Origin of the sequence: Fictibacillus sp. NPDC058756, assembly GCF_042746035.1 — a bacterium.
Classification (GTDB): domain Bacteria; phylum Bacillota; class Bacilli; order Bacillales; family Fictibacillaceae; genus Fictibacillus.
Genome location: NZ_JBHYPU010000001.1, coordinates 249787 through 270911 on the forward strand (window position 1 = coordinate 249787; position 21125 = coordinate 270911).

General features: G+C 43.9%; 26 protein-coding genes. 22 read left to right on the forward strand and 4 right to left on the reverse strand.

Annotation, left to right across the window (positions count from 1 at the left end; genetic code table 11):
* Nucleotides 1-49: 49 nt before the first annotated feature.
* Nucleotides 50-457, reverse strand: coding sequence for a DUF3889 domain-containing protein (locus ACFW35_RS01235; protein ID WP_379843187.1), 408 nt, complete (start codon nt 455-457; stop codon nt 50-52).
* A gap of 291 nt (nt 458-748) precedes the next feature.
* On the opposite strand from ACFW35_RS01235, the gene ACFW35_RS01240 reads away from it, so the two are divergent.
* The 10 genes from ACFW35_RS01240 to ACFW35_RS01285 all read left to right on the forward strand — a co-directional run bounded on the left by ACFW35_RS01240 (nt 749) and on the right by ACFW35_RS01285 (nt 7917).
* Nucleotides 749-973 carry an AtpZ/AtpI family protein gene (locus tag ACFW35_RS01240; protein ID WP_379843189.1) on the forward strand — a complete coding sequence of 75 codons (225 nt, stop codon included), beginning with the start codon at nt 749-751 and terminating at the stop codon, nt 971-973.
* Nucleotides 973-1356, forward strand: coding sequence for an ATP synthase subunit I (locus ACFW35_RS01245; protein WP_379843190.1), 384 nt, complete (start codon nt 973-975; stop codon nt 1354-1356). The genes ACFW35_RS01240 and ACFW35_RS01245 overlap by 1 nt, the downstream gene beginning before the upstream one ends.
* Nucleotides 1357-1362: 6 nt before the next feature.
* Entirely contained in the window at nt 1363-2073 is a 711-nt protein-coding gene (atpB, locus tag ACFW35_RS01250; protein ID WP_083207890.1) for a F0F1 ATP synthase subunit A, read from the forward strand.
* Nucleotides 2074-2155: 82 nt separating this feature from the next.
* On the forward strand, nt 2156-2371 hold the full coding sequence (gene atpE, locus ACFW35_RS01255) for a F0F1 ATP synthase subunit C (protein ID WP_066293895.1): 216 nt from the start codon (nt 2156-2158) through the stop codon (nt 2369-2371).
* Nucleotides 2372-2450: 79 nt separating this feature from the next.
* Nucleotides 2451-2996 carry a F0F1 ATP synthase subunit B gene (atpF, locus tag ACFW35_RS01260; protein ID WP_379843192.1) on the forward strand — a complete coding sequence of 182 codons (546 nt, stop codon included), beginning with the start codon at nt 2451-2453 and terminating at the stop codon, nt 2994-2996.
* Nucleotides 2993-3544 (forward strand): F0F1 ATP synthase subunit delta, encoded by a 552-nt coding sequence (locus tag ACFW35_RS01265; protein WP_379843194.1) that lies wholly within the window; start codon nt 2993-2995, stop codon nt 3542-3544. The genes atpF and ACFW35_RS01265 overlap by 4 nt, the downstream gene beginning before the upstream one ends.
* A 19-nt stretch (nt 3545-3563) precedes the next feature.
* Nucleotides 3564-5063, forward strand: a complete 1500-nt coding sequence (atpA, locus tag ACFW35_RS01270; RefSeq protein ID WP_379843196.1) for a F0F1 ATP synthase subunit alpha — start codon at nt 3564-3566, stop codon at nt 5061-5063.
* 125 nt (nt 5064-5188) lie between these two features.
* A complete protein-coding gene (atpG, locus tag ACFW35_RS01275) occupies nt 5189-6040 on the forward strand; it encodes an ATP synthase F1 subunit gamma (protein WP_379843197.1) in 852 nt (283 codons plus the stop codon).
* A gap of 58 nt (nt 6041-6098) precedes the next feature.
* Nucleotides 6099-7487, forward strand: coding sequence for a F0F1 ATP synthase subunit beta (gene atpD, locus ACFW35_RS01280; protein WP_379836520.1), 1389 nt, complete (start codon nt 6099-6101; stop codon nt 7485-7487).
* A gap of 22 nt (nt 7488-7509) precedes the next feature.
* Nucleotides 7510-7917 (forward strand): F0F1 ATP synthase subunit epsilon, encoded by a 408-nt coding sequence (locus ACFW35_RS01285; protein ID WP_379843199.1) that lies wholly within the window; start codon nt 7510-7512, stop codon nt 7915-7917.
* 382 nt (nt 7918-8299) lie between these two features.
* Here the strand turns inward: ACFW35_RS01285 and ACFW35_RS01290 are convergent, their stop codons facing one another.
* Nucleotides 8300-8482: a hypothetical protein gene (locus ACFW35_RS01290; protein ID WP_379843200.1), complete on the reverse strand. Its 183-nt coding sequence runs from the start codon at nt 8480-8482 to the stop codon at nt 8300-8302.
* Between the two features lie 182 nt (nt 8483-8664).
* Between ACFW35_RS01290 and ACFW35_RS01295 the strand changes: the two genes are divergently transcribed.
* The 4 genes from ACFW35_RS01295 (at nt 8665) to ACFW35_RS01310 (ending at nt 13679) form a co-directional block, all read left to right on the forward strand.
* Entirely contained in the window at nt 8665-9210 is a 546-nt protein-coding gene (locus ACFW35_RS01295; protein ID WP_379843202.1) for a glycerol-3-phosphate responsive antiterminator, read from the forward strand.
* A 209-nt stretch (nt 9211-9419) separates the two neighbouring features.
* Nucleotides 9420-10247, forward strand: coding sequence for an MIP/aquaporin family protein (locus tag ACFW35_RS01300; protein WP_379843204.1), 828 nt, complete (start codon nt 9420-9422; stop codon nt 10245-10247).
* Nucleotides 10248-10280: 33 nt separating this feature from the next.
* Nucleotides 10281-11783 carry a glycerol kinase GlpK gene (gene glpK / locus ACFW35_RS01305; RefSeq protein ID WP_379843205.1) on the forward strand — a complete coding sequence of 501 codons (1503 nt, stop codon included), beginning with the start codon at nt 10281-10283 and terminating at the stop codon, nt 11781-11783.
* Between the two features lie 231 nt (nt 11784-12014).
* Complete coding sequence (locus ACFW35_RS01310) at nt 12015-13679, forward strand: glycerol-3-phosphate dehydrogenase/oxidase (protein ID WP_379843207.1); 1665 nt, start codon at nt 12015-12017, stop codon at nt 13677-13679.
* Nucleotides 13680-14306: 627 nt separating this feature from the next.
* Here ACFW35_RS01310 and ACFW35_RS01315 read toward each other — a convergent pair.
* Both ACFW35_RS01315 and ACFW35_RS01320 read right to left on the reverse strand, forming a co-directional pair.
* Nucleotides 14307-14696 (reverse strand): DUF1722 domain-containing protein, encoded by a 390-nt coding sequence (locus tag ACFW35_RS01315; RefSeq protein WP_379843208.1) that lies wholly within the window; start codon nt 14694-14696, stop codon nt 14307-14309.
* Nucleotides 14697-14728: 32 nt separating this feature from the next.
* Complete coding sequence (locus ACFW35_RS01320; protein ID WP_066293868.1) at nt 14729-14926, reverse strand: hypothetical protein; 198 nt, start codon at nt 14924-14926, stop codon at nt 14729-14731.
* A 228-nt stretch (nt 14927-15154) separates the two neighbouring features.
* Here ACFW35_RS01320 and ACFW35_RS01325 point away from each other — a divergent pair, with 228 nt between their 5' ends.
* From ACFW35_RS01325 to nuoK, 8 genes are all read left to right on the forward strand, one after another.
* A complete protein-coding gene (locus ACFW35_RS01325) occupies nt 15155-15529 on the forward strand; it encodes an NADH-quinone oxidoreductase subunit A (protein WP_066293866.1) in 375 nt (124 codons plus the stop codon).
* On the forward strand, nt 15520-16035 hold the full coding sequence (locus ACFW35_RS01330; RefSeq protein ID WP_066293864.1) for a NuoB/complex I 20 kDa subunit family protein: 516 nt from the start codon (nt 15520-15522) through the stop codon (nt 16033-16035). The genes ACFW35_RS01325 and ACFW35_RS01330 overlap by 10 nt, the downstream gene beginning before the upstream one ends.
* Nucleotides 16032-17168 carry an NADH-quinone oxidoreductase subunit C gene (locus ACFW35_RS01335; protein WP_379843210.1) on the forward strand — a complete coding sequence of 379 codons (1137 nt, stop codon included), beginning with the start codon at nt 16032-16034 and terminating at the stop codon, nt 17166-17168. Before ACFW35_RS01330 ends, ACFW35_RS01335 begins: the two co-directional genes overlap by 4 nt.
* Before the next feature lie 3 nt (nt 17169-17171).
* Nucleotides 17172-18272 (forward strand): NADH-quinone oxidoreductase subunit D, encoded by a 1101-nt coding sequence (locus ACFW35_RS01340; RefSeq protein ID WP_379843212.1) that lies wholly within the window; start codon nt 17172-17174, stop codon nt 18270-18272.
* Nucleotides 18272-19273 (forward strand): NADH-quinone oxidoreductase subunit NuoH, encoded by a 1002-nt coding sequence (nuoH, locus tag ACFW35_RS01345; protein WP_379843213.1) that lies wholly within the window; start codon nt 18272-18274, stop codon nt 19271-19273. The genes ACFW35_RS01340 and nuoH overlap by 1 nt, the downstream gene beginning before the upstream one ends.
* A 592-nt stretch (nt 19274-19865) precedes the next feature.
* The gene (gene nuoI / locus ACFW35_RS01350) at nt 19866-20285 is read left to right on the forward strand and encodes an NADH-quinone oxidoreductase subunit NuoI (protein WP_066293850.1); all 420 of its coding nucleotides are present in this window, start codon (nt 19866-19868) and stop codon (nt 20283-20285) included.
* On the forward strand, nt 20282-20794 hold the full coding sequence (locus tag ACFW35_RS01355; RefSeq protein ID WP_066293848.1) for an NADH-quinone oxidoreductase subunit J: 513 nt from the start codon (nt 20282-20284) through the stop codon (nt 20792-20794). Before nuoI ends, ACFW35_RS01355 begins: the two co-directional genes overlap by 4 nt.
* Entirely contained in the window at nt 20791-21105 is a 315-nt protein-coding gene (gene nuoK / locus ACFW35_RS01360) for an NADH-quinone oxidoreductase subunit NuoK (RefSeq protein WP_066293845.1), read from the forward strand. The genes ACFW35_RS01355 and nuoK overlap by 4 nt, the downstream gene beginning before the upstream one ends.
* Nucleotides 21106-21125 lie beyond the last annotated feature (20 nt).

Consider the following 21125-nt stretch of genomic DNA (forward strand, 5'->3'; position numbering starts at 1 on the left):
CGTAAAATCCAAAAAAGAAGGCTGACAGACGTCAGCCCTCCCTTAGTATTTAACTCAATTCCTCAAACTTCATATCGATCAGTTTGTTGTCATCATGCATCACGCCGACTTTTACCAAGCGCTTTGTATTATCTTGATAAACCGTAAAGTCAAAGTAATCGGTGATCGTCCCATCCGGGGCAACTCTGCGCGTGTCATATTGATAATCGCTGACACGGCTGTTCGGATACTTCTTTTTTGTTTCTTCCAAGGCCATTTTACCCCATTTTGCATAATCAACTTGGGTCATGTTCATTGGCGTCTGATCGTTATACTGAACATTCAATGGTTTGTCTCGATCCTGCTCGACGTTATTTCTCATATCGCGGGACTCTTTTACCGGTTTTTTGTCGTTGTTCATGCAACCTGCTGCAAGAACACCAATAATGGCTATTAAAATTAAGACTTTTTGTTTCATTTTGACCAAGCTCCTTCCATATATTTAATGTAAGTATTTATCAAATGGGTGGAATTATTCGGATTCTTGGAATATGAAGGAAAAGATAGTACACAATGTTAACTATAAACCTTTGAAACAAGCCACAAAATTTCCACAATTTATTTAATAAACCGCCCCCGAAGTCGTTGACATAGAAATGTCACTATTGTATTCTTACAAAGGGAATATGGTAAGGTTTACATCTTTGTTATTTCAAGGGTTTTTCAAGATAAATATTACCAATTTCCATTAAGGAAGGAGTCCACCTCTATGAGCAATGGGAAACGCCCTTATAAAGCGATGGCTTTAATGTCTGGCATTCTCTCACAGCTTGTTGGCTGTATTTTGATTGGACTTTTTGGAGGGAAATGGCTGGATGAATATTTCGGCAATGAATTTCCAATCTTCCTTATCATCGGGTTGTTTCTTGGTCTTGGCGCTGGTGTTTATGGGATGATCCGCTTAATATCGAAGTTTTCAGGGGATGGGCAATGATGGATGAGTACCGATCGGTGTTTTTTAAATACATAAAGTACACATTATATCTCCTCTCGATTCTATTTATCGGATATGCCTTCACTCCCTACAAAACGATCTTTTTAGGACTCGCTTTAGGAACTGTTTTCGGTCTCTACAATCTTTGGAGCATGTACTCAAAGATTGAGCGGATGGGACAAGCAGTCATCCAGCAACGAAAAGTGAGGTCACTCGGTTCACTTTCAAGACTCCTATTAGCAGGGTTAGCGGTGCTCATCGCAATGAAATACCCGGAACATTTTCATTTATTAAGTGTGGTAGTGGGATTGATGTCGGTCTACATTATCATGTTAATAGATTCACTAACTCAAGCTATACGTACTCCAAAGGAAAAGAGGTGAACATAGGTGGAACATGGTGCAGTTACAAAAGATTTTCTCGGTTTGACTTTTAATATGTCGAACGTACTGATGATCACAGTTTCATCCGTTATTGTTTTCCTTATTGCGGTACTCGCTACTCGATCCATGTCAATGCGACCAGGAGGAATGCAAAACTTCCTTGAATGGGTAGTCGATTTCGTAAAAGGAATCATAGGCAGCACAATGGACTGGCATACTGGCGGACGTTTTCTTGCTTTAGGACTTACGCTTATCATGTATATTTTCGTGGCCAACATGCTGGGATTACCTTTTGCAGTAGTAGTCGACCATAATCTATGGTGGAAGTCACCTACTGCAGACCCGACCATTACATTGACACTAGCGGTTATGGTAGTGGTGCTATCACACTATTACGGTGTGAGAATGAAGGGATTCAAAGAATATGGAGCTGAATTCTTCAAGCCAATGAAGTTCTTGTTCCCGTTGAAGATTATTGAGGAGTTTGCAAACACTCTAACTCTTGGTCTTCGTCTTTACGGAAATATTTTCGCTGGTGAGATGCTCTTAGCATTATTAGCAGGACTTGGTACAAGCGGTATTTTCCAAGGAGTATTTGCATTGCTGCCGATGATGGTATGGCAAGGGTTCTCGATCTTTGTCGGTGCGATCCAGGCGTTTATCTTCACAATGCTGACAATGGTTTACTTAGCACATAAAGTAAGCCACGATCACTAATTATCGGGAAAAATCAAGCTTCTAACATAGGAGCCAATTTTCATAAAAATTTTAAGGGAATTTAGAAGGGAGAATTTTTATTATGAATCTTATTGCAGCTGCAATCGCGGTAGGTCTAGCGGCACTTGGTGCTGGTATTGGTAACGGTTTAATCGTAGGTCGTACAGTTGAGGGAGTTGCTCGTCAACCAGAACTACGTGGTACTCTTCAAACAACAATGTTCATCGGGGTAGCGTTAGTTGAAGCACTTCCAATCATCGGTGTAGTTATCGCGTTCATCGCTCTTGGCGCTGAGTAATCATAACAAGCATTGTTTATTACGATTTTTATAATGGCGAAGCAAGTTTCCGAATAGGGACTACCCTTCGCCATTCCTTATGTATGATCGATTGAAGGGAGGAAATGCTGTGCAATCCTTAATTCTAGGTGCTGCTACAGGTGGAATTAACACTGGAGATATCTTTTTCCAGTTAGTATCATTTATCATCCTATTAGTATTGCTGCGCAAATACGCATGGGGCCCATTAATGGGAATCATGAAAGAGCGCCAATCACATATCAACAGCGAAATTGATGCGGCTGAACAATCCCGTCAAGAAGCTAAGACTTATCTTGAAACTCAAGTTGAAGAGTTAAAGAAAGCGCGCGAAGAAGCAAAAGCTATTATCGACAATGCGAAAAAGCAAGGCGAAGCTCAAGGTGAAGCGATTATTAAAGCATCCCGTGACGAAGCTGAGCGCGTGAAAGAAGCTGCATTGGCTGAGATCGCTTCTGAAAAAGAAAAAGCAGTTGCTACACTTCGCCAAGAAGTTGCTGCTCTATCCGTTAAGATCGCTTCTAAAGTTATTGCAAAAGAACTTGACGAAAGCTCTCAGGAGAAGCTCATTAACGAATACCTTCAAGAGGTAGGCGAGTCTCGATGAGCAAAGATCAAGCAATCGTAGCAAAACGTTATGCATTGGCACTATTTGAAGTAGTTGGTGTTACGAAACTTGAAGAAACAGTTTCAGAATTGCGTCTTGTAAAAAACGTTCTGGAGATCAACAAAGATCTTCAAAAAGTTTTAGCGCATCCAAAAGTATCTAAAGGTCAGAAGAAAGAATTGATCAAAGAGAGTGTTGGAGCTGACCTTTCTCCATCTGTAATGAACACAGTTTACTTAATGGTAGACCGCAATCGTTACACGTATATCACAGAAATGGCTGCGCAATTCATTGAATTAGCAAATGAGGCACAAGGCATTGCTGATGCAAATGTATTTTCTGTTCGTCCTTTATCAGACGCAGAAATACAGAAGCTGGAGCAGACGTTTGCTGCCCGAGTCGGCAAAAAAGCGTTGCGAATTAATAATATTGTAGATCCTTCACTTGTTGGGGGAATTAAGATCCGCATTGGCAACCGTATTTTTGACGGGAGCATCAGCGGAAAGTTGAATCGAATGGAACGTCAATTAGCTTCTAACGGAAGCTGAGAGGATAGGGGTGAAATTCATGAGCATTAAAGCTGAAGAAATCAGTGCTTTAATAAAAAAGCAGATTGAAAACTATCAATCTGAGATAGAAGTAAATGATGTGGGTACAGTTATCCAGGTCGGTGACGGTATTGCCCGTGCCCATGGATTAGATAACGTAATGGCTGGTGAGCTAGTTGAATTTTCTAACGGTGTAATGGGTATGGCCCAAAACCTTGAAGAAAACAACGTAGGTATCATCATTCTTGGGCCTTACCAAGAAATTCGTGAAGGTGACGAAGTAAAACGTACAGGACGCATCATGGAAGTTCCTGTAGGTGAAGAGCTTCTTGGCCGTGTAGTTAACCCTCTTGGACAGCCTATCGACGGCAAAGGTCCAGTTGCTACTACAAAGACTCGCCCAATCGAGCAAAAAGCACCAGGTGTAATGGCTCGTAAATCAGTACATGAGCCGCTTCAAACTGGTATTAAAGCGATTGACGCACTTGTGCCAATCGGACGCGGACAGCGTGAGCTTATCATCGGTGACCGTCAAACAGGTAAAACAGCTGTAGCGATCGATACGATCCTTAACCAAAAAGATCAAGATATGATCTGTATCTATGTAGCGATCGGACAAAAAGAATCAACAGTTGCGGGCGTTGTAGAAACACTTCGTTCACACGGAGCGCTTGATTACACAATCGTTGTATCAGCATCTGCTTCTCAACCTGCACCAATGTTGTTCCTAGCTCCTTACTCTGGAGTATCTATGGCTGAAGAGTTCATGTGGGCTGGCAAGCACGTATTGATCATCTATGATGATCTTTCTAAGCAAGCTGCTGCATACCGTGAACTTTCCTTGCTGCTTCGCCGTCCTCCAGGCCGTGAAGCTTATCCAGGGGACGTTTTCTACCTTCACTCACGCCTATTAGAGCGTGCAGCGAAGTTGAACGACGAGTTGGGTGGCGGTTCAATCACAGCGCTTCCGTTCATCGAAACGCAAGCATCTGATGTATCTGCATACATCCCGACAAACGTTATCTCTATCACAGACGGACAGATTTTCTTACAATCTGACTTGTTCTTCTCCGGTGTTCGTCCGGCGATCAACGCAGGTATCTCCGTATCTCGTGTAGGGGGAGCAGCACAGATTAAAGCGATGAGTAAAGTATCCGGTACCCTTCGTCTGGATCTTGCTTCATACCGTGAGCTTGAAGCATTTGCTCAGTTCGGTTCTGACCTTGATAAAGCAACTCAAGCAAAACTTAACCGTGGTGCACGTACTGTAGAAGTACTTAAGCAAGGACTTCACAAGCCGCTAAAAGTTGAGCACCAAGTTTCGATCCTATATGCATTGACTCGCGGATACATTGATGATGTAGCTGTTGAAGATGTAAGCCGCTTTGAAGAAGCGCTTTACGCACACATGGAAGCTAACTCTAAAGACGTTCTTGATGCAATCAAGACATCTGGAAAACTTCCTGGCGACGACAGCCTAGACGAAGCGATCAAAGCATTCAAGAAGACTTTCGCGTAAATTTTTATAGATAAAATTAAGTACGGTTCTAAGACAGTAAAAAGCTTAGAACCGTGCAACCAGCTTACTATGTTTAAAATGAGGATTACCGATTTTTAAACTACCAATAAAGGTGGTGAAAATGAATGGCATTAAGAGATATCAAAGCACGTATTGATTCTACTAAAAAGACGATGCAGATCACGAAAGCGATGGAAATGGTTTCAGCTGCAAAGCTAAACCGTGCTGAGCAAAATGCAAAATCTTTCGGCCCTTACGTGGATAAAATCCAAGAAGTGGTTGGAAGCATTGCATCTGGAAGCAACGCGAAACATTCCATGCTTTTAACACGTCCAGTGAAGAAGACAGGTTACTTCGTCGTTACAGCTGACCGTGGATTGGCAGGAGCTTATAACTCAAATATTTTGCGTCACGTTTACCGCACGATTCAACAGCGTCACAAGTCACCTGATGAGTACGCATTGATCGTCATCGGTAAAGTCGGTGTAAACTTTTTCAAAAGCCGTAAGATGTCTATATTGGACAGCATCACAGGTGTGGCAGACCAGCCTTCCTTTGCTGAAATTAAGGCGATCGCATCGAAGGCAGTCAGCCTTTATGCGGACGGTACGTTTGATGAGCTTTACATGTATTACAACCATTTTGTAAGTGCCATTCAGAACGATCTTACGGAGAAGAAGCTTCTTCCGTTAACTGATATCGCTGAAACTAAATCAAAATCTTCTTATGAGTACGAACCTTCAGAGGATGAGATCCTTGAAGTGCTTCTGCCTCAATATGCAGAGAGCTTGATTTATGGTGCTTTACTTGATGCGAAAGCAGCCGAGCATGCTTCTCGTATGACTGCGATGAGAAATGCAACCGATAACGCTAATGAACTGATCGGCCAATTGACACTTTCTTATAACCGTGAGCGTCAAGCAGCTATCACTCAGGAAATTACGGAAATCGTCGGCGGTGTAGCAGCACTTGAATAGACTTTTTTAAAAAGTGATTCAAATGCATCATGTGCAAAGTAAGATAGGAGGGAAACCGATGAATAAAGGCTATATTACTCAAATTCTAGGACCGGTCGTTGACGTAAAGTTTGAAGGCCAGCTTCCAGAATTGCTTAACGCTTTAACTGTTAGCACTGAGGGTGTTGATTTAACACTAGAAGTAGCACTTCACCTTGGTGATAACATGGTTCGTACAATCGCAATGGATTCAACGGATGGTCTTGTTCGTGGAATGGAGATCGCGGATAGCGGAAAACCGATTTCTGTACCAGTAGGTGAAGCAACTCTTGGTCGCGTATTTAACGTAACAGGTGATCACATTGACCTTGGTGAGGCAGTACCGGCAGATGTTCGCCGTGACCCAATTCACCGTTCAGCACCTTCTTTTGAAGAATTAACAACAAAAACTGAGATTCTTGAGACAGGAATCAAGGTAGTTGACCTTATCGCTCCATACGTAAAAGGTGGAAAAATCGGTCTTTTCGGTGGTGCGGGTGTAGGTAAAACAGTTCTTATCCAGGAGCTAATCAATAACATCGCACAAGAGCACGGTGGTATCTCCGTATTCGCAGGTGTTGGTGAGCGTACTCGTGAAGGTAATGACCTTTACCACGAGATGAGCGATTCTGGTGTTATCAAGAAAACGGCAATGGTATTCGGACAAATGAACGAGCCGCCTGGAGCACGTGCACGTATCGCTCTTTCTGGTTTGACAATGGCTGAATTCTTCCGTGATGAGCAAGGACAAGACGTTCTTTTCTTCGTAGATAACATCTTCCGTTTCACGCAAGCAGGTTCTGAAGTATCTGCCCTTCTTGGCCGTATGCCATCAGCGGTAGGTTACCAGCCAACTCTTGCAACTGAAATGGGTCAGCTGCAAGAGCGTATCACATCTACGAAAAAAGGTTCTGTAACATCTATCCAAGCGATCTATGTACCTGCCGATGACTATACGGATCCGGCTCCAGCTACAGCGTTTGCTCACTTAGATGCAACAACAAACCTTGAGCGTAAACTTACAGCTATGGGTATCTATCCAGCGGTAGATCCTTTGGCATCAACTTCTCGTGCACTTTCTCCTGAGATCGTTGGAGAAGAGCACTATGAAGTAGCACGTAAAGTACAGGCGACTTTACAGCGTTACAAAGAACTTCAAGATATCATCGCGATCCTTGGTATGGACGAGCTTTCAGAAGATGACAAGCTAGTTGTACACCGTGCGCGCCGTATCCAGTTCTTCTTATCTCAAAACTTCCACGTTGCAGAACAATTTACAGGACAAAAAGGTTCATACGTTCCTGTTAAAGAAACAGTTCGTGGATTCAAAGAAATCCTTGAAGGAAAATACGATGATCTTCCGGAATCAGCGTTCCATCTCGTAGGCTCTATTGAGGATGCTATTGAAAAAGCAAAAACTTTGGCCTAATGCCTGAAAGGGGTAAGATTGGATGAAAACCATTCAAGTCAGCGTAGTAACCCCTGATGGTCCTGTGTTTGAAGGAAATGCGAAAATGGTCAGCGCGAAAGCAAAAAGCGGGGAGCTTGGAGTTCTTCCAGGCCATATCCCTCTTGTAGCTCCTTTAACGATCAGCGCCGTGCGTGTTCACGACGTTGATGGGAAAACACAATACGTGGCCGTTAGCGGTGGATTTATTGAAGTGCGACCTGAAAAAGTCACCATTTTAGCAGAAGCTGCTGAAGTTGCTGGCGACATCGAAGTGGATCGCGCACGTGCAGCAAAAGAACGTGCCGAGAAGCGTCTTGCAGACAACAAGCAAGATAACGTAGACTCTATCCGTGCGGAATATGCACTTAAACGTGCGATCAACCGTATCGACGTAGCAGCAAAGCGTTAATTTTTCAAAGCCTTTCAGCTCTTAATGGAGCTGGAGGGCTTTTTTTTGTTGTTCCATTAAGTAGGGAGGGGGTATCTGTTAGGCTTGAGTTTGTCGTGTTTTGTCGACTCGCGGATATAGGGTGAAAATTGCGGGATTATGGTAATTTCTCGCGGGAATATCGTAAAATCTCGCGGAATTAACAGCAAAATTTCCGGAATTATGCCTCCTTATACCCCTTGCCGTATACACTTTCAACAGATTCATATCCAATCTCTGTACCGAAAATCAGCCTGAAATGAAAAATCCCTCCTAAAAATGGTTCAGAAGGGATAACATCACGTGCATTTCTTCATTGAGAGAGGTTGAAATGAAGAATTATTTTATTGAGAGGAGAATGAAATTACGATTTTCCTAAAACCGGCGGAACAGCATTTATCTTACTGAGCCAGATTTTTTCGCCGTTTTCATCGTAAATCATATCGTTTTCTTCTAATTCAGCTATTTCAGCTGCTTCGTCTCCAAAGTGGTTTGGGAACTTCGTATAAGGGACGAATTGCCGTCTTATTTTTTTATTGATCATCATAATCATCTCCTCTAAAAAATGAAGCAGTGTAATAGTAGCTGAATGAAGAAAAGCTATACCACATTAAATGCTCGTCCACGGCAGTTGGTATGTGTTATTATCACAGAATATAAAAAAGGGCTCAGCATCCCAATAAATTTGCTGCTTTTTGAAAATGATAAAAGTTAAGAGGAGTGTGGACGATGAGCTTTCACGGTCAAAAGGTTTTACCCGCTGCCAGAAAAATGAAAGATTTTGAGAAGCTGCTTAAAAGCAAATATACATACATCGTTTGTTTAGATACGCATATCAGCCAGCTGAAATTTATGATTTCCATGGCAAACGAGCGAAATAAAAAAGTTCTTATTCATCTCGATCTGATCAATGGCCTGAAAGCAAACGAATACGCCGTGGATTTTCTAGCTCAGGAAATGAAGCCGGCTGGGATTATATCGACACGCTCAAACTGCATCATCCGGGCAAAAAAGAAGAACATGATCGCTGTACAGCGCTTATTTTTATTAGATTCACTTGCGCTAGAAACAAGTTATAAAGTAATCGAACGTGCTCAGCCAGACTATTTAGAGGTTTTGCCGGGCATCATGCCGGAAATAATTAAAGAAGTGAGACAGCAAGCGCAAATACCAATAATTGCTGGCGGACTTATTCGTACAAAAGAAAATGTTATGCAGGCCATTGAGGCAGGTGCGGAAGCAGTAACGACCTCTAATCCAGAATTGTGGATCTAATATTTTTCCTGAATAACGTTTGACAACGTTTACATCCTTGCTATAATAGAGACAAGTTCATAAACGTGACGGAGAACATGGAGATCCACAAAGGGTAACTTATAGCAAAACTATAGGTATCTTTTGCTGGGTCTCTTTTTGTATGCTTCCTTCACGGTACAAAAAGCTATTATACAAAATCATCTTGTCAGCTAAAGGAGGAAAAAATGATGTCTACATTTATGGGAGAATTAATCGGTACTATGATCCTCATTATTTTTGGAGGGGGCGTTGTTGCAAACGTTTCCTTGAATAAATCCAAGGCGCAAGGCGGTGGTTGGATTGTCGTTGCATTAGCCTGGGGGCTTGCAGTATCAGTAGCGGTTTACGCCGTCGGAGGTTTCAGTGGTGCACACATTAATCCGGCTGTTACGCTTGGACTTGCTGCAATCGGAGAATTTGCGTGGAGCGATGTGCCGATGTACATTGTCGCTCAGGTAATCGGAGGAATGCTTGGTGGAATTGTTGTATACCTCCACTTCCTGCCGCATTGGAAAGCAACTGATGATAAAGCGGTAAAGCTCGGAGTATTCTCAACAGACCCGGCGATCCCGCACACATTTTCGAACTTGCTCTCAGAATTTATTGGAACGGCTGTTTTGCTGGTAGGATTATTATCGATCGGAGCGAATAAATTTTCAGAAGGACTAAATCCGCTGATCGTCGGATTCCTAATCGTAGCAATCGGTTTATCACTTGGTGGTACTACTGGTTACGCGATCAACCCAGCCCGTGACTTAGGACCAAGAATTGCACATGCGATCTTGCCGATTCCAGGAAAAGGCGGGTCAAACTGGACGTATTCATGGATTCCGGTTGTAGGGCCAGTACTTGGAGGAATATTCGGAGCATTGTTTTATCAAGCTGTTTTCACTGGTAAAGTAACATCGCTATTTTGGATATGGACAGCTGTATGTGCAGGAGTTTTGGCAATAACGTTCATGTTAGGGAAAAAAGGCTCACACGCGATACCGCACGGAAATAAAATTGAAAACTAAAATACAAATAAGATACTCGGGAGGGTTTTTGAAATGGCAAAAAAATATATTATCGCACTCGACCAAGGAACAACAAGTTCAAGAGCTATTCTTTTCGATCAAGCTGGGGAAATAGTTGAAATCTCACAAAAGGAATTCAAACAGCATTTTCCTAAGCCGGGCTGGGTGGAACATGATGCACAGGAGATCTGGGGAACGATTTTAGCAGTTGTTGCAGAAGTCCTTCATAAAACAGATACCAATCCTGCTGAGATTGCGGCGATCGGAATCACGAATCAGCGTGAAACGACTGTTGTGTGGGACAAGAACACAGGTAAGCCAGTTCACAATGCGATTGTTTGGCAATCACGCCAGACGGCTGAAATTTGTGATGAACTGAAGAAACAGGGACTTAATGACAAGTTCCGCGACAAAACTGGACTTTTGATCGACGCTTATTTTTCCGGAACAAAAGTAAAGTGGATACTTGATAACGTTGACGGAGCTAGAGAAAAAGCGGAAAACGGTGATCTCCTTTTCGGAACGATCGATACATGGCTAGTATGGAAGCTGACTGGCGGTAAATCTCACGTAACCGATTACTCAAATGCATCACGAACGCTGATGTATAACATTTATGATTTAAAATGGGACGACGAATTGCTCGACATTTTAGGTGTTCCAAAATCAATGCTGCCAGAAGTAAAATCTTCTTCGGAAGTATATGGAGAAACGATTGATTATCATTTCTTCGGTCAAAACATTCCGATTGCAGGAATCGCCGGTGACCAGCAGGCTGCTCTTTTCGGACAAGCTTGCTATGAAAAAGGAATGGCGAAAAACACGTACGGTACAGGCTGCTTCATGCTCATGAACACGGGCGAAAAAGCAGTTCCGTCAGAACATGGACTTCTTACAACAATCGCTTGGGGCATAGACGGAAAAGTAGAATACGCCTTAGAAGGAAGTATTTTTGTGGCAGGTTCTGCAATTCAATGGCTTCGTGATGGATTGCGCATGCTGAAAGATGCAGCAGACAGTGAAAAATATGCTGATCGTATCTCCTCAACAGACGGTGTGTATGTGGTGCCAGCTTTCGTGGGTCTTGGCACACCTTACTGGGATTCTGAAGCGCGAGGGGCGATCTTCGGCTTGACGCGCGGTACAGAGAAAGAGCACTTTATTCGTGCAACGCTTGAATCACTCGCCTATCAGACAAGAGACGTACTCACTGCGATGGAAGCAGACTCTGGGATCGAGCTGAAAAAGCTGCGTGTTGATGGCGGAGCGGTTAAGAATAATTTCTTGATGCAGTTCCAAAGTGATATTCTAAATGTTCCTGTTGAACGTCCAAAGATTAATGAGACGACGGCACTTGGAGCGGCGTACCTGGCAGGACTTGCAGTAGGTTTCTGGAGTGACCGCCAAGAAATCGCAGAAAAGTGGAAAGTGGACAAAGATTTCGACGTAAACATGAAAGAAGAAGAACGCAACGAACTTTATGGCGGCTGGAAAAAAGCTGTTGAAGCAACGATTGCTTATAAACCGAAAGCATAACCCTTTAAAAAAGTTAAAACTTAAGCTATACTAAAAACAAGTTGATATTGAACCGGTTGGAGATCAGGAGAGACCACAAAACCTCGTAAACAGTTGCGGGGTTCTTGTGGTCTTTTTTTGCGTAATGAAAACGCACCAAACGTAAAATTGGCGTGTTGCAGCGCAAATTTACGGGAAAACTATCCATAGCATTACGTGTCCGGCGGTTCTAACAGAAGGAGTGAGAGGAAAATGACAGCAGCATTTTCAACCTATAATAGAGATACAATCATCGAAAATATGAAAAAACAAAAGCTCGACCTGCTCGTAATCGGCGGCGGTGTTACAGGAGCAGGTATTCTGCTTGATGCCCAGACGCGCGGAATGAAAGTCGGGCTCGTCGAGATGCAGGACTTTGCAGCGGGAACGTCCAGCCGTTCAACGAAACTCGTTCACGGTGGATTGCGCTATTTAAAGCAGTTCGAAGTAAAGCTAGTTGCGGAGGTTGGTAAAGAGCGCGCCATCGTTTACGAGAACGCACCGCATGTAACAACACCTGAATGGATGCTTCTCCCGATCTATAAAAATGGAACGTTCGGTAAATTTTCCACATCGATCGGTTTAAAAGTGTATGACTTTTTAGCAGGCGTAAAGAAACAAGAACGCAGAAAAATGCTCTCAGCTTCAGACACATTAAAACACGAACCACTTTTGAAAAAGAGCGGACTTCAAGGCGGCGGGTACTATGTGGAGTACAAAACAGATGATGCCCGTCTGACTCTTGAAATCATGAAGGAAGCCGTTGCCCGTGGTGCATCTGCTGTTAACTATTCGAAAGTAACAAGTTTTATCTATAACGGAAAAAAAGCAGTCGGCGTAAAAGTAGAAGATCAGCTGACTGGCGAAGTTCATGAGATTTATGCGAAGAAAATCGTGAACGCAACTGGTCCTTGGGTAGATGAGCTCCGTGAAGAAGACCGCTCGAAAACAGGTAAAGAGATTCACCATACAAAAGGAATCCACCTCGTAATCGACCAGTCGAAGTTCCCGCTCAAACAGGCTGTTTATTACGACACAGAAGACGGTCGAATGGTGTTCGCGATCCCGAGAGCTGGCAAAACGTATGTGGGAACGACAGATACGGATTATAAAGGAGACCTCGCAAACCCTGGCATGACTGAGGAAGATCTGAATTATGTCCTGAACACGATTTCCTTTATGTTCCCAGAAGTGAAGATCACCCGTGATGATGTTGAGTCTTCATGGTCAGGACTGCGTCCGTTGATTCATGAGCCGAAAAAAGGTCCATCTGAAATTTCGAGAAAAGATGAAGTCTTCCACTCACCGTCCGGTCTATTGACGATTGCAGGCGGAAAGCTTACCGGCTACCGCAAAATGGCGGAAAAAGTAGTAGATATCGTTCGCGACCAGCTGGCAAACGAAGAGGATGCGAAGTTCCCAGACTGCAGAACGCAACACCTGGAACTGTCAGGCGGTAAAATGGGCGGAAGCGAAAACTTTGGAGACTTTTTACGTACGAAAGTGCAAGAAGGCTTAGCGTTAGGACTGGATGATGCCAAAGCAAGAGAGCTTGTTCAGCGTTACGGAACTAATATTGATGTAGTTTATGGAATTATGAAAGAGCTCGGTGAAGAAGAGAAGAGCTGCAACTTGCCGAAGAGCCTTTACGCGTCCCTTCTCTATGCGCTGGAATACGAGATGGCTTCGACTCCATCTGACTTCTTGATCCGCAGAATTTCCGCTCTATACTTTGACATCGATACGGTGTACAAATGGAAGGAAAACGTCATCAGCTGCATGGCGGATAAACTGGGCTGGGATGAAGAACAAAAGCGTGACTATGCAGCAGAATTTGAAGAGCAGCTGAGATTGTCGGTTGAACCGGTTAATGAATAAAATGAGAGCTATCCCGTTTAGGTGGAAGGCACTGAAAAAGTCTCTTAATAAAATGTTGAATGCGGGGATCTCTGCTCCAGGGTACATGCTTTCCGCGGGGCGGGCGGTGAGCCCCCTGCCGCTACGCGCCTTTAGGGGTCCCACCTGTCCCACTCGTCCCGCAGGACAAGGAAGGCTTCGGCAGCATTGCCTCGCACGAAGAAAATGTGAATTTCATTTTCGAGGAGTCAGTACCCTTCCGCTACAATCCTTACATGTTTGTATACAAAAAAAGGATCAAACCAGCTCTTATCAGGTGGTTTGATTCTTTTTTCTGTTCAACCGGTTTTACAGTGCCCTCTTTTGGTGCGGGGTAGCTTTTTTGTTTGTAGGGCGTTTAGGTAGTAGGGTATGCAGTTTGCGAAATTTCTCGCGGCGTATCGACTCGTGGTTATTTTCAAAATAACGTGGGATTATTTCAATTAACGTGAGAAAAAATCAATTTTAATGTGGGATTATCCGATTTAACGCGAGGTAACTTGTCCAAATACCTCCTAAGGTATAGATCTGAAAGAGTTTCGGCCACCGAAACTTCCCCATTTTTAAGCAAAATTGAAAGGATGCAGCCGATAACGTCGGGCAGCATCCTCACTTTTTTATAAAAGTAGATTGATTTAAGTAGTCAGACGGGTATTTTTCCAGCAGATAATACAAGTACAGCTGAAATTCATAAGGAATCTCATCAAAATGTTCATCCTCAACTCGCTTCAACTCATCCAGCAGTGAAAAAAAGTGCTTTTTATCGTCTTCTTCAGCCTCTTTTTTAAAATAACCCCAGACATGTTCCAACGTATTTATGAGAGCTTTTTTATCGTAAGGTTTTTGTTTATAATCGGCGATTAAACGTTGAATCTCATAATAATCTTCTACCAATTGTGCTTCTCTCATTTTACCCTGAATATCTTTATAGAAGTTATACCCCTTTGCCATCACAGAATACTTTTCACTAGCCCAAAGCAGTTCGGTCTCTTTTTTCAAGTAGAGATCACATCCTCTTTTTAGGCATTTTATTAAATGAAAACGTAAAGCGCGAGTGCTATTAATGAGACAAGAATCAGCACAGCGTAAATCGCAGTTAAACGAAAGAGATTTTGTTTTGTTGAACTTCCGTATTTTTCATCCTGAGTCCTGGAGATCAAAATCGTTCCTACTAACCCAGCGATTGAAATGACAACAATTAAAAAATAAGCAATCCACCAAAAATCCATAATCTATCTACCTCCTCTTTACACTTCTATCATACTGCTATCTTTCTATGATTCACATCAAAAAATTTACAGGATTATGAACTTTTCTATAGAAAAATAAGGATAGAACATTTATTTAGTACAGGTAGGTAAGAGAAAAAGGCATCGTCGACACAAAAAATGGAATTTGTTATAATTGAAGCGGTTACATAATTTGAAAAATTCTGAGTTTTTATGGGGGTAGTCAGAATGGATTTTTACAATTTATATCAGAACAATTACCTCATTGTGGCTGTATTTCTCTTTTTAGGGATTTTGTTGCCGGTTGTCGCTTTGACAGCGGGTCGTTTGCTGCGACCTTATAAACCATCGGCAGAAAAGTACACCACGTACGAAAGCGGAATCGAACCTTTTCACCAAAGCTGGGTTCAATATAATGTCCGCTATTATCTATTTGCGCTAATGTTCGTTATTTTTGATGTTGAAACGGTCTTTTTATATCCATGGGCAGTAGCTTATGAAGAGTTAGGTGTTTTTGCCCTGATTGAAATGGGAATTTTCGTTGTTCTTTTAACGTTAGGTCTCGTATACGCTTGGAAAAAGAAGGTGCTTAAATGGACATAAAATGGGAGCTTACGGCTGAAGAACGTTCAGAATTAGAACGCAACGTCTTTATGGTAACACTGGAACAAGTAAAAGCTTGGGCACGAAGCAACTCGCTTTGGCCTCTGACATTTGGACTCGCATGCTGTGCGATCGAGATGATGGGAACGGGTTCTTCGCATTACGACTTAGATCGTTTTGGGAGCATTTTTCGGACATCACCGCGGCAGTCGGATGTAATGATCGTTTCAGGAACAGTTACGAAAAAAATGGCACCCGTGTTAAAAAGACTTTATGAGCAGATGCCTGAGCCGAAATGGGTTATCGCGATGGGATCATGTGCAACAGCAGGGGGTCCATACATTAAATCATATGCAGTTGTAAAAGGGGTCGATCAGATCGTCCCTGTAGACGTGTACATACCAGGCTGCCCACCGAACCCAGCAGCGCTTATTTACGGCATCAACAAGCTTCAGGAAAAAATCCGTTATGAAGCGAAGACCGGCAAGAAGGTGATGAGCGAATGACAAAAGAACATGATGAATCCAATGAAGGTTTATCCATAGAAGAACAGAAGAAGAAAGCAGCCGCAGAAGCAAAGGCAAAGGCGCTTGAACTCGCGAAACAGCGCCAGGCTGAAAAGGCGAAAGCGGCGGAAGCATCAGAACCAGCTGCAGAACCAGAATTAACAAAAGAAGAGCTGAAAAAGAAGGCTGCTGCTGAAGCAAAGGCGAAAGCGCTTGAACTCGCGAAGCAGCGCCAGGCTGAAAAGGCGAAAGCCGCTGAAACATCAGAGCCTGCAGATGATCTTGCAAAAGAAAAAACATTAGCTGCAGCAAAGGCAAAGGCCGCAGCAGCCGCAAAAGCGAAGGCAGCCGCTGCCGCAAAAGCAAAATTAGCAAGAGAAGCAGGCGGAGACACAGCATCAGAACCAGCATCCGACGATGAGAAGGCGAAAGCTGCAGCAAAAGCAAAGGCCGCAGCAGCCGCAAAAGCGAAAGCAGCCGCTGCCGCGAAAGCAAAAGCAGCAAGAGAAGCTGGGGGAGAAGCTCCAGCAGGTGACGACGAAAAAGCAAAAGCCGTCGCAGCCGCAAAAGCAAAGGCTGCAGCCGCTGCAAAAGCGCGTGCCGCAGCAAACGCAAAAGGTGCTGCAGCAGAACCAGCAGAAGAAGAAAAACCATCTCCAAACCAGCCGATCCTCGATACCTACATAAAAGTCATCAAAGAGCACTTAGGAGAAGATGTTTTAGAAGATGCTTATATCAACAGACTCTCAAAAGACGTGCCGACATTAGTCGCGAAATCCGATACTTATTATAAAGTCGCTGAGTTTTTAAAACACAACGATCAGCTTCGTTTTGATTATCTGTCTGAAATGCATGGGACAGATTTTGAAACACATTTTGAAGTTTATAACCATCTATATTCGTATGTGAATCGCCAATCAGTTGCATTAAAAGTAAAAATAGACAGAAATAGTGCCATTACCCACTCTATTACCCCGTTATGGGCAGGCGCAAACTGGCCTGAGCGTGAAACGTATGATCTTTTAGGGATCCAATTCGAAGGTCATCCAAACTTAACACGCATCATGCTTCCAGATGACTGGATTGGTCATCCGCTAAGAAAAGATTACGAACCGCATGACGTGGAGGTGTAGAGAATGATCAGAACAGAAGAGATGCTCCTCAACGTTGGACCACAGCATCCGAGTACACACGGCGTTTTCCGGATCGTACTAAAGATCGACGGTGAAACGATTATTGAAGCAACACCTGTAATCGGCTATCTCCACCGCGGGACTGAAAAGCTTGCTGAAAACTTGCAATATACGCAGATTATCCCGTACACAGACCGCATGGATTATCTGGCGGCGATGACGAACAACTACGTGATCTGCCATGCCGTTGAAACGATGATGAGTCTCGAGATTCCGGAACGTGCGGATTACTTGCGCGTGATTGTGATGGAGCTTGGACGAATCGCGAGTCACCTCGTTTGGTTCGGTACATATTTACTTGATATTGGTGCGATGAGCCCGTTTCTATACGCTTTCCGTGAAAGAGAAGCGATCATCAACATGCTGAACGAGATTTGCGGTGCGCGCCTTACGTTTAACTACATGCGTGTCGGCGGAGTGAAGTGGGATGCGCCAGATGGATGGATCGAGAAGGTTCGCGATTTTGTTCCATATATGAGAGAAGAGCTTGCGGGGTATCACGATCTTGTGACAGGAAACGAAATTTTCTTGAACCGTGTAAAAGGAATCGGTTATTACTCGAAGGAAGAAGCACTCAATTACTCATTGAGCGGTGCGAATCTAAGATGTACCGGCACGAGCTGGGATCTTAGAAAAGATGAACCGTATTCGATCTATGACCGATTTGATTTTGATGTCCCGGTGTTTCATACAGGCGATGCATGGGCGCGTTATCAGTGCCGCATGCAGGAAATCGAAGAATCATTAAAGATTTTAGAACAAGCTGTTGAACAATTCCCTGAAGAGGGTCCGGTAATGGCAAAAGTGCCAAGAATCATCAAGCCGCCAAAAGGGGAAGCGTTCGTCCGAATCGAATCGCCGCGTGGAGAGATCGGCTGCTATATTGCGTCCGAGGGCAAAAAAGAGCCTTACCGCTTGAAGTTCCGCAGACCATCTTTCTACAATCTGCAGATCTTGCCAAAGCTTTTAGTCGGAGAAAACATTTCCAACTTGATTACGATTTTAGGCGGAATCGACATTGTGCTCGGGGAGGTTGATGGCTGATGATGGAGGATCTTTTATACGCACAGCCTGGCTGGATGCATGTGGCCATCTTCTTCGCACTCGGGGCAGCCTTGCTTATGACCGTGCTGGGATTTGTAACTTACGCGATTCTAGCCGAGCGTAAAGTGCTCGGATTCATGCAGATGCGGACAGGACCGAACCGCGTTGGGGGAAGATTCGGTCTCCTGCAAACCGTCGCTGACGTTTTTAAACTTTTAATAAAAGAAGATACCATTCCAAAGCTTGCTGACCGTCCGCTATTCATTCTGGCTCCTGTTATCGCGTTTGCTCCGGCATTCATGGTGCTTGCAACGATTCCGTTCTCGGAAAACATGCAGTTCGCAGACCTTGGTGTCGGTTTGCTCTATTATGTGGCCATCTCAGGAATTTCGACGATTGGCATCCTGATGGGCGGCTGGGCTTCAAACAATAAATACTCGCTTTTAGGCGGAATGCGTGCTGCGGCACAGATGATTTCGTATGAGATTCCGCTCGTCATCTCGGTGATCGGCGTTATCCTTTTTGCAGGAAGCCTGAACTTGAACGACATTGTAAGAGGACAGGAAAATATTGCGTACATCTTTTTAACACCGATCGGGTTTTTTGTCTTTTTGATCTCCTCGATCGCGGAGCTGAACCGTACACCGTTCGACTTGCCAGAAGCAGAATCAGAGCTTGTTGCCGGTTATCACGTGGAATACTCAGGTTTCCGCTGGGCATTCTTCATGCTGACAGAGTACGTGTACCTGTTCGCCATGGCGTCGCTCACAACGGTCTTGTTCCTAGGCGGATGGATGCCGCTTCCGTTCCTGGTTTTCATCCCAGGCATGCTGTGGTTTGGCATAAAATTCAGCCTTGTTGTATTTTTCATGATCTGGATTCGCGGAACACTTCCACGTCTCCGTGCTGATCAGCTGATGGGCTTTGCATGGAAAGTCCTTCTACCGCTCGCACTGCTCAATATCTTTGTAAGTGCGGCGGTAAAAGAACTATTTTTATAAAAGGCTGTTTTCGTAAACTTTGTTGTTTTTGGAAGATGTTGATTTCCGTTCCAATTGCTCGCTTTCCGCGGTGCAGGCGGTGAGCCACATTCGTACGTTTCACTTTTAAGTGTCTCACCAGACCGCCAGTCCCGCAGGACAAGGAAGGCTACGGCAGCGACACATCGCACGAAGAAAATTTGAAGTTTAATTTTCGAGGAGTCTCGCAACTTCCACTGCAATCAACCTTTTCGATGAAGAACTCTGTAGCAACAATCTTTTAGAATAGAGCCTTATAAAATGACTCGGAATTGCTTCGTTGTTTGGGTGAAGCTAGCAAATTTACTTTCAATTTAGTTTGTTGTAACAACTTCATTGAACAGTTGATTGGAGCGCAAGGTGCGAGACTCCTGCGGGATCAGCGGGACAGGTGAGACCATTCAATGTCGCAAAGCGACGAGTGGGCTCACCGCACGCCCCGCGGAAAGCGAGCATCCTGGAGCGGAGGTCAACACTTTCAAAAGCAGCGAAGCATCTTCTAAACTAATAGATTTCCAACAAAGCAATCGCCCACTCGATAGATAGACCAAAGCATAAGGAGCGTGATCTCAGGATGAAAGGTCTTGTGAAAGGTTTAGGCTACACCGTTAAGAACTTGACGAAGCAAAACGTGACGACAAGTTATCCGGACGTGCCGATCCAAATGCCCGACCGGTTCCGCGGTATCCAAAAGTTTTATCCGGAAAAATGCATCGTGTGCAACCAGTGCGCGCAGATTTGCCCGACAGACTGCATCCAGTTAACGGGTAAGCCGCATCCGGATCCAGCGAAAAAAGGAAAAATCATTGATACGTATGATATCAACTTTGAAATATGTATTTTGTGCGACCTTTGTACGGAAGTGTGTCCGACAGAAGCAATCGTCATGACAAACCAGTTTGAACTCGCCGAATACAGCCGGGACGATCTGTTTAAAAATCTCGAATGGCTGGATGAAAACGATGAGAACGTCAGAAAGGAGAACAAAGCATGACCGGTGAAATGATAGCTTTTTTCCTGCTAGCGCTGACAGCGATTACCGGCGGTGTTCTTCTGATCAACCTGACAAATGTCGTACACATGGTTGTCGCTCTTATTTTTACATTTATTGCGATTGCAGGTATTTACATTACGTTGTCTGCTGAATTCGTAGCGGTTGTTCAAGTACTCATCTATTCAGGTGCGATTACAATTATCATGCTGTTCGGAATCATGCTGACAAGGCATCAGGAAAAAGAGAAGCGTGCACCGCGGCTAAAAATTATACTGACAGGCCTTGCGATCGGTCTTTTCTTTCTGATCATGTACGGGAAGATCAAAGACTTAAACTTCGGCCAGCAGGACGTGGAACTGCACGTTGATAACACGAAAAAAATCGGGATCGAGCTGTATTCCCATTACGTCATCCCGTTTGAATTAACATCAGTACTGCTCTTGGTAGCACTGATCGGCTCCATCATCCTGGCAAAACGCGACGATGATGAGAAGGAGGCAAAAAAATGAGCTCTGTACCTTTAACGGCTTACTTGATGCTTGCCTTGATCCTGTTCTGCATCGGTTTGTTCGGTGCACTTACAAAGCGAAATGCGGTCATTGTGCTGATTTCAATAGAATTGATGCTGAATGCCGTAAATATTAATTTAGTAGCTTTTGCGAAATACTCAATTAATCCGGGACTCACCGGACAGATTTTCTCCTTGTTCACCATTACGGTAGCGGCTGCAGAAGCAGCAGTAGGACTCGCGATTCTTATCGCGTTGTATCGCAACCGTCAAACGGTAAATGTGGATGAAATGGATACGATGAAGCGATAAGAGAGGAGATGGACAATATG

Coding starts and splice junctions, on each gene's coding strand:
- ACFW35_RS01235 (WP_379843187.1), bottom strand. CDS start 457: ATGAAACAAAAAGTCTTAATTTTAATAGCCATTATTGGTGTTCTTGCA.
- ACFW35_RS01240 (WP_379843189.1), top strand. CDS start 749: ATGAGCAATGGGAAACGCCCTTATAAAGCGATGGCTTTAATGTCTGGC.
- ACFW35_RS01245 (WP_379843190.1), top strand. CDS start 973: ATGGATGAGTACCGATCGGTGTTTTTTAAATACATAAAGTACACATTA.
- atpE (WP_066293895.1), top strand. CDS start 2,156: ATGAATCTTATTGCAGCTGCAATCGCGGTAGGTCTAGCGGCACTTGGT.
- atpF (WP_379843192.1), top strand. CDS start 2,451: ATGTATGATCGATTGAAGGGAGGAAATGCTGTGCAATCCTTAATTCTA.
- ACFW35_RS01265 (WP_379843194.1), top strand. CDS start 2,993: ATGAGCAAAGATCAAGCAATCGTAGCAAAACGTTATGCATTGGCACTA.
- atpA (WP_379843196.1), top strand. CDS start 3,564: ATGAGCATTAAAGCTGAAGAAATCAGTGCTTTAATAAAAAAGCAGATT.
- atpG (WP_379843197.1), top strand. CDS start 5,189: ATGGCATTAAGAGATATCAAAGCACGTATTGATTCTACTAAAAAGACG.
- atpD (WP_379836520.1), top strand. CDS start 6,099: ATGAATAAAGGCTATATTACTCAAATTCTAGGACCGGTCGTTGACGTA.
- ACFW35_RS01285 (WP_379843199.1), top strand. CDS start 7,510: ATGAAAACCATTCAAGTCAGCGTAGTAACCCCTGATGGTCCTGTGTTT.
- ACFW35_RS01290 (WP_379843200.1), bottom strand. CDS start 8,482: ATGATGATCAATAAAAAAATAAGACGGCAATTCGTCCCTTATACGAAG.
- ACFW35_RS01295 (WP_379843202.1), top strand. CDS start 8,665: ATGAGCTTTCACGGTCAAAAGGTTTTACCCGCTGCCAGAAAAATGAAA.
- ACFW35_RS01300 (WP_379843204.1), top strand. CDS start 9,420: ATGTCTACATTTATGGGAGAATTAATCGGTACTATGATCCTCATTATT.
- glpK (WP_379843205.1), top strand. CDS start 10,281: ATGGCAAAAAAATATATTATCGCACTCGACCAAGGAACAACAAGTTCA.
- ACFW35_RS01310 (WP_379843207.1), top strand. CDS start 12,015: ATGACAGCAGCATTTTCAACCTATAATAGAGATACAATCATCGAAAAT.
- ACFW35_RS01320 (WP_066293868.1), bottom strand. CDS start 14,926: ATGGATTTTTGGTGGATTGCTTATTTTTTAATTGTTGTCATTTCAATC.
- ACFW35_RS01325 (WP_066293866.1), top strand. CDS start 15,155: ATGGATTTTTACAATTTATATCAGAACAATTACCTCATTGTGGCTGTA.
- ACFW35_RS01330 (WP_066293864.1), top strand. CDS start 15,520: ATGGACATAAAATGGGAGCTTACGGCTGAAGAACGTTCAGAATTAGAA.
- ACFW35_RS01335 (WP_379843210.1), top strand. CDS start 16,032: ATGACAAAAGAACATGATGAATCCAATGAAGGTTTATCCATAGAAGAA.
- ACFW35_RS01340 (WP_379843212.1), top strand. CDS start 17,172: ATGATCAGAACAGAAGAGATGCTCCTCAACGTTGGACCACAGCATCCG.
- nuoH (WP_379843213.1), top strand. CDS start 18,272: ATGATGGAGGATCTTTTATACGCACAGCCTGGCTGGATGCATGTGGCC.
- nuoI (WP_066293850.1), top strand. CDS start 19,866: ATGAAAGGTCTTGTGAAAGGTTTAGGCTACACCGTTAAGAACTTGACG.
- ACFW35_RS01355 (WP_066293848.1), top strand. CDS start 20,282: ATGACCGGTGAAATGATAGCTTTTTTCCTGCTAGCGCTGACAGCGATT.
- nuoK (WP_066293845.1), top strand. CDS start 20,791: ATGAGCTCTGTACCTTTAACGGCTTACTTGATGCTTGCCTTGATCCTG.